Source organism: Cohnella algarum (assembly GCF_016937515.1).
In the GTDB taxonomy this organism is placed as follows: domain Bacteria; phylum Bacillota; class Bacilli; order Paenibacillales; family Paenibacillaceae; genus Cohnella; species Cohnella algarum.
Genome location: NZ_JAFHKM010000002.1, coordinates 3,023,831 through 3,036,348 on the forward strand (window position 1 = coordinate 3,023,831; position 12,518 = coordinate 3,036,348).

General features: G+C 44.6%; 9 protein-coding genes. 4 read left to right on the forward strand and 5 right to left on the reverse strand.

The genetic code is table 11. The features are described from left to right. Both istB and JW799_RS13760 read left to right on the forward strand, forming a co-directional pair. Entirely contained in the window at positions 1-753 is a 753-nt protein-coding gene (gene istB, locus JW799_RS13755) for an IS21-like element helper ATPase IstB (RefSeq protein ID WP_201317746.1), read from the forward strand. A gap of 114 nt (positions 754-867) precedes the next feature. Continuing rightward, positions 868-2,160, forward strand: a complete 1,293-nt coding sequence (locus tag JW799_RS13760; RefSeq protein ID WP_205428370.1) for an ISNCY family transposase — start codon at positions 868-870, stop codon at positions 2,158-2,160. Positions 2,161-2,219: 59 nt separating this feature from the next. Here the strand turns inward: JW799_RS13760 and JW799_RS13765 are convergent, their stop codons facing one another. From JW799_RS13765 to JW799_RS13780, 4 genes are read right to left on the reverse strand one after another with little or no spacing between them, the layout of a single operon-like run. Continuing rightward, entirely contained in the window at positions 2,220-2,618 is a 399-nt protein-coding gene (locus JW799_RS13765; RefSeq protein ID WP_205430283.1) for a DEAD/DEAH box helicase family protein, read from the reverse strand. 31 nt (positions 2,619-2,649) lie between these two features. Beyond that, entirely contained in the window at positions 2,650-4,623 is a 1,974-nt protein-coding gene (locus JW799_RS13770) for a DUF3732 domain-containing protein (protein WP_205430284.1), read from the reverse strand. Between the two features lie 2 nt (positions 4,624-4,625). Beyond that, complete coding sequence (locus JW799_RS13775) at positions 4,626-5,123, reverse strand: three component ABC system middle component (RefSeq protein ID WP_205430285.1); 498 nt, start codon at positions 5,121-5,123, stop codon at positions 4,626-4,628. Beyond that, positions 5,107-6,351 carry an ABC-three component system protein gene (locus JW799_RS13780; RefSeq protein WP_205430286.1) on the reverse strand — a complete coding sequence of 415 codons (1,245 nt, stop codon included), beginning with the start codon at positions 6,349-6,351 and terminating at the stop codon, positions 5,107-5,109. The genes JW799_RS13775 and JW799_RS13780 overlap by 17 nt, the downstream gene beginning before the upstream one ends. A 938-nt stretch (positions 6,352-7,289) precedes the next feature. Here JW799_RS13780 and JW799_RS13785 point away from each other — a divergent pair. Beyond that, positions 7,290-9,461, forward strand: a complete 2,172-nt coding sequence (locus tag JW799_RS13785) for a recombinase family protein (RefSeq protein WP_205430288.1) — start codon at positions 7,290-7,292, stop codon at positions 9,459-9,461. A 323-nt stretch (positions 9,462-9,784) separates the two neighbouring features. Here the strand turns inward: JW799_RS13785 and JW799_RS13790 are convergent, their stop codons facing one another. Continuing rightward, positions 9,785-10,912 (reverse strand): IS630 family transposase, encoded by a 1,128-nt coding sequence (locus tag JW799_RS13790; RefSeq protein WP_080834426.1) that lies wholly within the window; start codon positions 10,910-10,912, stop codon positions 9,785-9,787. Between the two features lie 96 nt (positions 10,913-11,008). Here JW799_RS13790 and JW799_RS13795 point away from each other — a divergent pair, with 96 nt between their 5' ends. Continuing rightward, a complete protein-coding gene (locus JW799_RS13795) occupies positions 11,009-12,508 on the forward strand; it encodes a spore germination protein (RefSeq protein ID WP_205430290.1) in 1,500 nt (499 codons plus the stop codon). The last annotated feature ends 10 nt before the right edge of the window (positions 12,509-12,518 follow it).

Here is a 12,518-nt window from a genome sequence, read left to right on the forward strand (position 1 = left end):
ATGAACGAAACCATAACGCAATTGAAACAAAGCTTAAGAATGCTGAACCTAACGGAAGCAGCCCAGATTGTTGATGAAAGCCTGATGGAAGCTGAAGAACACCAATGGACATGCAGTGAGTTTCTACAGCGGCTGCTCCGATATGAATTGGTTCGCCGGGAAGAGAAACAACTTGCTAGGCGGTATAAATGGGCGTCGTTCCCAGAGGTGAAGACGCTTGATGAGTTCCGGCTGGAGGAACAGCGGACCTTAAGCAAACGCCAATTTCAGCAGCTTCGGGAACTCTTATGGCTTGAGCAGAATTACAATCTCATTCTGCTCGGGCCTCCCGGAGTAGGGAAAACGCACATAGCCATCGGATTAGGCACGGAGGCGCTAAAAAACGGCTACAAAGTAAGCTTTGTGGCTATGGATCATTTAATCCATCTACTGAAGACACAAGAGATTTCTCGATCCTCACAGTACAAACTCCGGCGGATCTATACCTCTGATCTAGTGATTCTGGATGATCTGATGTTCATGGCTATGGACCGTAATGAAGGGAATTTATTTTTTCAGTTTGTGAATAAGCTGTATGGTCAAACCTCTATCATCCTTACTTCGAACAAAGGACCGGAGGACTGGGGTGAACTGCTGGGTGATCCGGCGATAACGACTGCCATCTTGGATCGTATTTTGCATAAGAGTGAGGTCATCCAATTAAGTGGTGACAGCTACCGTTTGAAGCACCGGCAGACCATTTTCGCAAGCTAAAATTGTTCAAAATGATTAAGCGAAATTTGTGCAAGAGGTCTGTTGTTCGTCTGTGATAATGTCACCCTGTAACTGTTCTGAGATAATGTCACTATGGGACAGGAGACATTAACATTGACCAGAGCAGAACTGAAAAAGGTACTTGTCGTGGAGAAGATTTTAGACGGACACATGACTAATGTGGAAGGAGCAGCGACACTCGGACTAACAGTGCGACAAATGATTCGGCTGAAGAAAAAGTATGTGGAAGAGGGAGGAGCGCAGGCACTGGTGCACCGCAATCGCGGAAAAAAGCCGAAGCACGCCTTGTCCGAGGAAGTTAAACAGCAGGTCGTTGAGTTGTACAACACAAAATACTATGGTAGCAACAACTGCCATTTTGCGGAGCTTTTGGAGGAACATGAAGCATTGAAATTGAGTCCTTCCAGTGTAAGACGTATTTTGCTTTCTGAAGGAATCAAACAAGCCAAGCAGCGCAGACGTAGCAAAGCTCATCAACCACGTCAGCGCAAGCCGCAAGCCGGAATGCTGTGGCAGATCGACGCGACGCCATTTGCTTGGCTGGAGGACCGGGGTCCTGCCTTTGCCCTCCATGCAGCCATCGACGATGCCACAGGCACGGTTGTCGGCGCCATATTCCGGCTCAACGAATGCCGCGAAGGATACTCGCTCGTCATGCAGCAAGGCATTCAGAAATACGGCGTACCGCTCGGCCTGTACAGCGACCGACACACCATCTTTCGCTCTCCTAATGAAAAGCTGACCGTAGAGCAGGAACTGGCTGGTGAAACGAAGCCGCTCTCTCACTTTGGCAAGGCGATGGCCGAACTTCACATTGAGCATATCAAGGCCATTACGCCGCAGGCTAAGGGCCGTGTAGAAAGGCTTTGGCAGACGTTCCAAGATCGCCTGGTCATCGAACTCAGGCTGCTCGGCGCAAAGACGATTGAGGAGGCCAATGCGGCGTTGCCCATGCTGTTGGAGAAGCACAATCGCAAATTTGCTGTTCAGCCCAAAAAAGTAGAATCGGCGTATATGAAGCTGGATCCATCCGTCAATTTGAATCATGTGTTCACGATTCGCGAGTACCGAAAGTTAGGACACGGAAACACACTCTCTTATTACGGGAAAGTGTATACCTTCGCCAAGCCCTGTGATTTCCGTTTCGAAGCCAGAACAACGGTAGAGGTGCGTAAAACGCTCTCTGGAGAAGTGCTCGTTTGGCACAATGGCCAGGCGATTCCGCTGAAAGAGACGGAAAAGCCGGTACGCAAACCGATGTCCAAAACAAAAAAGGCGGAGCCTGCGCAGTCACGCAAACCCGCCGCCAACCACCCTTGGAGGTTGGCATGGAACTGTAGACAACAACAGGATAACACAAAAACGACAGCCGTCCAAGTCACTTGAACGGGCGGCTGCCCAAATTAGCAAAGTGACATTTTTACAGACGAGTTATGGTGACATTTTTACAGCATATTGACAAATTTGTGCAAGAGGTCTTGACGGTTACACATATTTCTATTAAAATATGTGGCTACGGATAGTCCCAGTCTTTCTGCAGCCTGAGCCGTTTGAACAATAAGTTGATTTGATCCACACAGGTAAAAAACTCTATCTAAAGAACGATTAGTAATTGATTGCCCTTCTAAGAGTCCAATTACCGTTTTACCGCCTCCAGTATTAAGAATTACAACAACATGCTTTTTTCCTTGATCTAATACATGATGTATTTCCTCAAGTGCTAAGTACTGCCCTCGCCAGAGGTCATTAACCTTTCCTTTTGGTAAGTTATCATATATTTTTATCGGGTGTTGTTCCCTAGGACCAGTTGTTTTGTTAAAAAATTGGCTAAAGTCAAAAGACATTTCTCCACCCCGTTCTGTTACAAGGTTTTTTTTATTTAATCCATTCTTCAGGAATGAGTTTATTATTGTCGCCGCGCCATTCACAAACTTCATTAACGTTATGAATGTCGCCCCAAATACTGCTGTCAGCATGTTCTAATACGATAATTTGGAATTTTGATTGAGATATTTTTAATGCTTCTGACATTGTTTCAAAGATTTTTTTGACTGCAATCCTATCCTCGTCATTTTCAAGCTTTGGATCTAATTCTTGTTCATTTTCTCTGGCTGCTATTTTTTTAGGAAAATAAACTTGGCTAGGTTGGTCATAAACAATAAATCCAGGTACTGGTGAATGACTTTGTTGATTGAAAAATAATTGGAATGCGAGTGTCACTGAGATGTGATAAGCAAGCCAATTCGAACCGCTGCCTATTTCCCAAAGGTAATCGTCACGCCCATCTTGTCCACTGACAACAACAGTTAAATTTTGATAATCAATCCGAATGGGATCATTTGGGCGTTCTGAATCTAGCAACGGCAAGAGTCTTATTGCATAGCCCCCAATTTTATTTATTGCTGAATTGACCCTTTGTATTACTGCACTTTCATTTACCTGTGCCCTTAAATTTGATAGTGTATTATTGATAGTTTCTATCTCATGAATTAATTCACTATCTGTACCTAATGATTTAAATGTTTCGTTTGCATATTGAACTTGGCCTATAAATCTGGAGATATTTTCAACAGTATATTTTTCATGCTCGGCAGAATTTCTTATTTGACTTTGCAATTTAATTCTTTTTTGTACAGCCGTAATCTGCTCAGATAGTATACTGATTTCTGATTTTACATTTTCAAATTCGCGCTCGAATGCTGCGGGGATTTTATTTGTAAATCCCGTTTCATCTTCAAGTTTAATTAAATTGGTGTAAAATTTATCAATTTGTTCTTTTGGATGGTTCTTAGTTCCGAATATTGGACAGGTTTCATTGTCTTCTGTCAGGCTTTTTAACCACTTAGATATATTTAAGCGTTCAACCTGAATGGTCAAAGATTCTCGATACCCGTCTAGACTATTCATCAATTGACGCATTTCTGTATAACGATTTTTTAAGGATGAGAGCTTTAGAGAGAGTTCGCTTTCTTCCTTTCTTAATGCGACAATTTCTTGAGAGGAAGCTTCAATATTGTTATTAAGAATGCTCGAATCCGATGCTCGTTTCTCCGATATTAATGTCAGCATCTCAATTTGTTCCTCAAACGAGAGGTCATTCAATGCATCCAATTTAATAAGGCCAAACTCTTGTGCTATAGCAAGCCAGCCATTTACTTCGGTTTTCCATTTCTCGGATACCTCTTTGAGCTTTAGTAATTCTTTTTCTTTGCGCTTAAGTACTCTAGTCAGATTATTAATTTCTTGTCGTTTCGCAAGAATATCAGGGGTAACTGCACCAAGTATATATGGGAATATATTTATAAGCTTTGTTCTATGTTCTGTAGTATCCGCTTTATAAAACAATGTGTTTGCATTTGCTACAATATTCTGAGGTTGAAAGCAGAATGCCATTAAATCTCTAAAGGATGGTCTACCTAGGTAGTTGCTTGAATGCTCATCGTCGATGTCTAAGAAAGTTAAAGATGACAATTCATCTAAAAACTTTTTTACTGAATCTCTATTTGTATTTTTTATAGGGATATCAGGAATTTCTACTTCAATACCGGATGCGATGTACATATTATCAGTAGACTTCTGTAGCCCAGGTTCTTGTCTTGCTAGAAGCACTTGTTTTTGATTGACTTCAATGACAATTCCAAACCAACTACAAGCATTTCTGATTGTTTTAACAGGTATGTAACAAGAATCCGAGGCTAAGCAATAATCAATGATCGGAATAATTGCAGATTTCCCAGTTCGAGATGCACCAGTAATTATATTTACAGAATTAGTCTTAAACTCAATCTCCTTAGGTTTGAATTGAGGTTCTTTTGACCAGAGGATAAGTTTTTTTATTTGGAAATCCATTGTTAAAACCTCACTTTTAGTATTTGAGATATTTCATGAAGAGTTAGTTGGGAACACCAAAATCCCAACTTTTCTGAAGCTTTTCCAAGTTTAACTATAGATTTAGGTTCTTGTTTTCGTTCAGTTGTTGTAAAAGGAAAAGCCAGGGCTTCCTCATAATCTAATGCGATTAGGGAAGAGTAGAGAGCTATTTGGATCGACCGAAGTGATAGTTCCTTCATGTTTGATGCGCTTATATGAATATTTGATACAAGATCATTTTTAAGCACTTTTGTTGAAAGAAATTTATTAGCAAAGGTTCGTAGGCCCGAGGGCTTGTTAGTGGAAGACAACAATTCAGAGATATCTTCACGAAATATTACTGGTAAAACAATAAATAATAGAGGGAATGGGACTAAGGATTTATTGTTACTATAGTAGCCTCTTACAAAGCTCCATATAATAAATGCACCGAATGCAGGGTTTTGAACGTTTTGAATTTCCTTATTTAAGTTGGACACTTAATCCACTCCCTGGCATGAAAATATCTTTATAATTAGGATGCCAGCCAATTTCCACATCATCAGATAAGGCGTGATAGCATCCGGCAGTAAAAAAGTCTGGCACATAAAGATGATCAATATTAACTGGATCACTCTTACATTCAAGATACAATAGCTTCCCCAATTCTTCAGGTGAAAGGTTTAGATGCATATTCCGAAGAGAGAGAATTTTTCTTTTAGCATCCCATTTTTTTACTAGTGTTTCTTGATAGCTTGTCAGATTTCCATCACTGATGTCCCCGCGCTTAGCCCAAATTGTTCGGTTAGTAGAGGCCCGGAGATAGTCATTTATCGCTTCGATTTTTTCAGTATAGTCGCATTCCACAACGTCTAATTGTTCTATGTATCTTCTTAATGCATTCATCTCTTCCTGAACTTCTTGTTCGGTGGGTCTTGGAGCTAATTCTTTTAGACTTAGTTTTTGGTTATATTCACGTCTGATCGCAATAAGTTCTGTTCTGTAATCTTGATACGATATGCACATCGGTTGTTTATTTTCAACCAATTCCGATAATCTTTTATCAATCCATCCCAACATATACGTAAATAAAATGTCTCCTAAATCTTCTTCTAGCATAGCCCTTTCGCAGAATGTTTCGTAAAGAAGAGATGTATGGTTTGTTTGAATAGTTTTCAAACAAAATTTTTGAATGATTTGACTTGCAAATAATCTATTCTCAGGTTTAAAAAAACTTCTTATATACAATGCATATTCGTCAGAAAGTTCTTTTTCTTCCCCTGTATCTTTATAAAACTCTTGTTTTGCGGATTCCCAAGCTGCTTGTGCTTTCTCTAATGTATCTGCATCTTGAAAGGAACTCGCAATTGATCCTTTTCTATCTGCTGTTACAAAAAGGATGAATTTTGTGTTGTGAACATCAAGTTCATGATTTGTTACGGATAACAACCAATTATAAAGAGTTTTCCATAGATCTTTCGCGCGATTCGAAATGGGATTGTTGTTTGAAAGAACACTTTTTAGCTGTATGGCGTTTACAGTTCCATCGGATTTTTCAATGGCCACATCTTCAAGAACCTCTACACTTACTATATCGTTAGATGAACAATTCTGAAGTTCGTATAATGCGTGTCGTACTTGCAACGAATAGGCGTAGACTTTATCGGGAACATGTGTGTTAGCTAATTTAACTTCTTCTTTTGGTGTATCTCTTTTAGTTTTGCCCACTGACTTCAACTCCTGGTTCAAAGATAAAAGAGCTATCAGCAGCAAGGTTAGCTAGTTTAGTCATGTTAATATAATTCTGAAGTACCTTGCGTTTACGCATCAATATAATGGTAGCATTAAACTCTTGTACCCTCAACCAAACTCTTCATTCACTACCTATTACCTCCATAGAAGTTCGGGTGACTTTTTCGCATTATTCTGGGAGGAGCGATCCATAAGCCATCCGCAACAGCAAGGTCCGATTTTGCATCAAAAATGAAATGAATAATAGAGGAGCATGTTCCGTTCCTCTCAATGAACTTTGACAACCGAATACAACCCTATCCGGTACGTTCCTCGCATGGCCTGGAAGGATAGCCAAATTGCAGGCGCGCCACGACCATTTTGCCGGTTCTTGTTTTTGCATGTCTTGTTAGCGGAACCGTCAGAAAGCGAGCGATTTTGCCCATGCAATCCATAAATGGTGGTTCCATTTAAGGCGAAGACCCATGCGGAGGGATAATGATACTTCCGTCCAGCCACAGTTCAGCGCAATGGGGGCGGCTTGCAGCGATCCTGGAAGAGGTTTGAAGCCTATGAGGACGGTTAACCACTGTCCGCCGGATAGGGTTAATGGAAGAGAAGCAACCAAAACAGAGGCGGAAACAGAGATGCGCACACGCGATAATGTTTGTTACGCATCTCTGTTTTTCAGCTTTTCTGGATTATTGGGAGGTTTTTATGAACCATAAACTCATCCGGTACAGCATGCAAATCGCTATGATAAAACAATTACTGGCATTATCTTTGATTACCGAAAACGAATTTCATTTGATAAAGAACAAAACGATGCGGGATTACGGCATCATTTCGGACCTTACTTCTTGATTCGCACATTTGTCGGTCCGCCCATCTCTTATTAAACTGATGGCAAGTAAATAAGAATGGAGGACAACATCATGGCTCTCGAAGTAGAAGTAATTAAAGCAAGTAGGAAAATATCCGATCGCAACGCCGGAAAGTTATCGGATGTTCTTCGCGTCGCCCCTTATGCCCGCGTAAGTACCGACACCGAGGAGCAATTGAGCAGCTACAAGTCGCAAGTCGCCTATTACACCGATCTCGTTAGCAAACGAAGCGACTGGGTGCTGGTTGATATTTATGCAGATGAAGCCATAACCGGTACTCAGGTAACGAAGCGCGAGGATTTTCAGCGCATGATTAACGATTGTATGGACGGGAAAATTGATATGATCATCACGAAGTCTATCTCCAGGTTTGCAAGAAATACGCTGGACACGTTGAAATACGTCCGAATGTTGAAGGAAAAGAACATCGCCGTACTTTTTGAAGATGAGAATATCAATACGCTGACGATGGACGGCGAATTGTTGCTCGTCATTCTAAGCTCCGTAGCGCAGCAGGAAGTGGAGAACATCTCCGCCAACGTAAAAAAAGGTTTGAAAATGAAAATGAAGCGCGGCGAACTGGTGGGCTTCCAAAGTTGTCTGGGATATGATTACGATGTGAATACGAAACAGATCACCGTTAATCAAGAAGAAGCCGAAATCGTCCGCTATATTTTTGAACGATATACATCGGGGATCGGCGCTTACGTTATTGCAAAGGAACTGACTGAGGCGGGACATAAGACCAAGTACGGAAGAGTCGAATGGCAGGACACAACCGTTCTTGGTATCATAAAGAATGAGAAGTACAAAGGCGATTTGCTACAAGGAAAGACATTTACCGTCGATCCCATTTCCAAGAGAAGACTGGACAATTACGGCGAGGAAGATCAGTTTTATGTCAAAAATCATCATGAGCCGATTGTCAGCGAGGAAGTTTTTGAAAAGGCGCAGGATATATTGCATCGAAGGGGCGAGAATCGCCGCCGCGGCGCGAAGGGCAAGCGGGACAAGTACAGCAGGAAATTTGCTTTCAGCAGCAAGTTGGAATGTGCTTTCTGCGGAAGCAACCTCTCACGGCGGAACTGGCACAGCGGAACCCCGCATGAAAAGGTGATTTGGCAGTGCGTGACAGCCACGAAAAAAGGGAAGAAATACTGCACTCACAGCAAAGCTTTGGAGGAAAAGCTGATTGAGGGTGCTTTTGTCGAATCGTACAAATTGGTGTGCCGCGACAATTCGGATGTGCTGGACGAGCTTATGAAAAGAATGGCGTCCGTGTTTAGCGACCAGAATAATCAAAAGCGACTGAACAAAATTATCAGCGACATTCAGGCCACGGAGCAAAAACGTTGCAAACTGATTGATTTGTGCCTGGATGAGAAAATAGACAGGGCTACTTACGAACAGAAGTATGCGGAGCTCGATACTTCGCTTACTAAATTGCTCGAAGAAAGGGAACAGTTGGAGCAATCCACGCAAGATGAAATTGACTTGGGAAAACGGCTTGAACATTTTCGCAAAGTGCTTCATACGAATGAGGTTCTGACCGCATTCGACCGGAACGTATTCGAAAGCATTGTCGATAAAGTTATTATTGGGGAGAACCCCGATCAAGGTAGCCCCGAGCCGTACAAATTGACTTTCGTCTATAAAACCGGCTTTCATAACAGCATCCAACGCAAAATGCATAAGCAAAAAAAGTCCATGCGAAGTGAAAGGGGGAAAGTGCCTTCCTATTCCGAGCACAACACATGTGGAGAGCGTGGCAGTGTTGGTGAGGAATCAAACAGTTCGTTAAAAGTCTTGTCATATAAGGTTTTTTTCAATGGGACAGCACCTTCATTTCGTGAAAAAGGTGCTGTTTTTGCTTGTTGCTGTAAAATTGATGTAAAACAAGGGCGGATTCGATCCGAAACCGTCCTAAAACAACAGACAGCAAAGTCATCATCTGCAGCACGGATTGAATTCTGGGGAGCGAACTCATTGGGTAATGCCGCGGGAGATCGGGTCGTGTTCGTAACGTCAAAAATAATTCCACAATTCCACGGTGAGGATTTAGAAGATCTGATTAGCATTGAAACGATTGGACTCATCAAGGCGACCGAGAGCTTCCAGACCGGCAAGGGGACGAAGTTTTCGACATTCGCCGCGCGGTGTATCGTTCTTAGAGCAACGGAGTATCGTCCGAATTGGTATGTCATGACCTGTTCGAGGACCTAGTGATCTTTGGTGTGGTCGGCCGCTTCGAAGCATCTGGTCGGAGATCCATGGTAACGCCTTTATAGACGGGGATTTGCAAATGCATCATGGATGCTCGCAGGAGATGGGCGGCGATTGAGAGGACACTTGTCTTTATTGGACAGAATGGGGGAGGTATCGACAAACGTGCCAGAGATGGAGCGCCGAACCCAAAGTAAACAATAGCCAATACGCGGAATGCCCGGGGGTCCCCGGGCATTTCTGCATAACAGGAGGATGGACAGGGGACATTATAGTACAAATTTTACCTAGTAGAAAGCTCCTGAAATAATGTTCATGACTCATTACCCTTCTAAGCCATATTTCCAGCGGAAGGGCGTCGGGTTTTCGTTCACTTCTCGGAGGTATAACTCAATGCGTTGTTTCAATTCCTCTTTGGACTGAACTCGAAGATGACGAAGTACCTGTTTGGTCATCTTCGCAAAAAAACTTTCAATCACATTCAGCCAGGAACCGTGCTTGGGGGTGAATACAAACTCGAAACGTTCCGGGCGCGTCTGCAAGTAGTCATTGGTCTCCTTTGAGATGTGCGCCGAATGGTTGTCTAATATGATTTGTATGCGTAACTCCGGGCTGTAATGGGCATCCAATTTTTTGAGGAAGTCGACGAACTCGCAGCTGCGATGCCGCTCTTCGACCGAGCCGATGACTTCGCCCGTGACCAAATCAATACCTGCCAGCAAACTAAGCGTGCCATGCCGCTTGTACTCGGAGTCGCGGCTGATCGTCGGATGCTCTCCAGGAACTGGAGGCAAATCCTCGGCGGTATTGCCGATTGCCTGAATCCCGGGCTTCTCGTCGTAGGATAAGTACACGTCGCAGAGCGGTTTCAGTTCTTCATTTTCCAAGATGTACTCGACTTGCTGGTACACGCACAAGACTTCGGCGCGCTTGGCGTCAAAGTCGGGATCGCGGCGCTCCAGGTAATAACGGACTTTGTGTGGTTGTAAGTCATGGGCGTTCAGCAGACGAAACACGCTGCTGGGCGACATGCTGGAGAGGCACTCATGGCCTGCAGAAGCCGCATGACTCCGTACGTGCTGAGCCAGTAGACGTTGCGTCCAGACTTCATACGAGTAGCCCAATTCCTTCGGCTTCTGACAGGCCAGTGAAATGACCCACGCCTTGGCTTCGGGAGTGACAACAGCCGGACGCCCGGAACGCTGCTCTTCGCCTAAAGCGGCCTCCGGCCCGAGTGTCAGCGCTTTATCAACGCAACGATTGACCTTCGGCACCGTGGTCCCAAGCGTCTCTGCAATTTTGGGAATGCTCAGACCGTCGGCATAGTGAAGAAGCATCCGGGCACGTTCTACTCGGCGGTACTCTTCGGAACGGGAGTGACTGATTTTTCGAAGCATCTCTCGATCCATATCGGTAAGCTGCAATTTTTCTTTTTTCGATTGAAATGGCATGTTCTCTCTCCGTTCAATTTCGTTACGAAGAGTATACCACATCTTGCTGGAATATAGTTACATTATTTAGGGGTCGTTATACTAGGAGCCAAAAACATGGGAGTTGACGTACTTGTATCGCAGCTGGCTGAAAATCTGAAAGCCATCGAGGACTCGACGGGTAAGAGCTCTGATGTGGTGATTCGAAGCATCCTAGGCGTTCGGACATCATTTGCACTGGTTTACATTGAAGGGTTGGTCGACACTGACATCTTCAATAACAATATCCTGCAGCCGTTAACGTCTGCCGCGAATCAAGTCAACGACCAATTTCTGGAAGGATTTGAAACGTTTTTCCGCCATCATGTCAACGTCGCGTCGATGGCTGTCACGGATCGGTTTGAGGCCGTTCTTTCCGAAATGTTTAACGGTAACGTGATCGTGCTTGCAGACGGGTGGGCCAACGCGGCCGTCGTAGGTGCGCCGAAATGGAAGCAGCGGAACGTTAACGAACCGACTTCCCAGACGGTCGTGCGCGGTCCGAAGGAAGGATTCGTCGAAGATATCGGGACGAACGTCGCGCTGATCCGGAAAAGGATAAAGAGCCCGAACTTGTGGCGGATTGACCGGACCATCGGAACCATAACGGGGACCAAGGTTTGCGTGATGTATATTAACGGTATCGCCAAGGACAGCGTCGTGCGGGAATTGCTGACCCGACTGGATCGCATCCAAGTCGATAGCATTCTGGAGAGCGGGTACATCGAAGAGTTTATTCAAGACGCGTCCTATACGCCCTTTCCAACAATTCTCAATGTGGAGCGGCCGGATGCCGCGGCTGCCGCACTACTGGAAGGTCAAGTCGTGGTCTTGGTGGACGGAACCCCGTTCCAATTGGTTCTGCCGGTATCCTTCTTTAAATTTTTTCTGTCGAGCGAGGACTATTATCAACGGTTCGATATCGCGACCTTCGTCCGGGGAATCCGGTTCGTGGCTTTCGTTATCGCGATGGTGCTGCCTTCGCTCTATATCTCGGTTACGACCTACCACCCCGAACTACTGCCGACAACCATGCTTGTAACCCTTGCGGCGCAGAGGGAGGGCGTGCCTCTGCCTGCGGTTCTGGAAGCTCTCTTGATGGAGATTACGTTTGAGGTATTGCGCGAAGCGGGCATCCGGATGCCTCGTACGATCGGGCCAGCGATCTCGATCGTCGGGGCGCTCGTATTGGGGCAGGCAGCCGTTGAGGCCGGGCTTGTGTCGGCCGCAATGGTTATTGTCGTAGGGTTTACAGCGATTAACGGCTTCGTCATGCCGGCCTATAACATTGCGGTAGCTGCCAGGCTGATCCGTTTCTTCTTGATGATCATGGCGGGTTGTCTGGGACTGTACGGCGTTACGGCTGCGCTTCTCTTCTTGTTGATTCATATGTGCGGACTCCGTTCGTTCGGCGTGCCATACCTTATGCCGATCTCTCCCCGTATACCGCAGAATCTTAAGGACGTGATTGTCAGGGCGCCGTGGTGGCGGATGCATACCCGACCAAAGCTGATTGCTTCTCCGTCTAACGAAGTGCGTCAGCGGAAGCACCTTAGACCAGGTGCGAGGAGGAAGTAATAAACGCGTC

Coding starts and splice junctions, on each gene's coding strand:
- JW799_RS13795 (WP_205430290.1), top strand. CDS start 11,009: ATGGGAGTTGACGTACTTGTATCGCAGCTGGCTGAAAATCTGAAAGCC.
- JW799_RS13785 (WP_205430288.1), top strand. CDS start 7,290: ATGGCTCTCGAAGTAGAAGTAATTAAAGCAAGTAGGAAAATATCCGAT.
- JW799_RS13790 (WP_080834426.1), bottom strand. CDS start 10,912: ATGCCATTTCAATCGAAAAAAGAAAAATTGCAGCTTACCGATATGGAT.
- JW799_RS13765 (WP_205430283.1), bottom strand. CDS start 2,618: ATGTCTTTTGACTTTAGCCAATTTTTTAACAAAACAACTGGTCCTAGG.
- JW799_RS13770 (WP_205430284.1), bottom strand. CDS start 4,623: ATGGATTTCCAAATAAAAAAACTTATCCTCTGGTCAAAAGAACCTCAA.
- istB (WP_201317746.1), top strand. CDS start 1: ATGAACGAAACCATAACGCAATTGAAACAAAGCTTAAGAATGCTGAAC.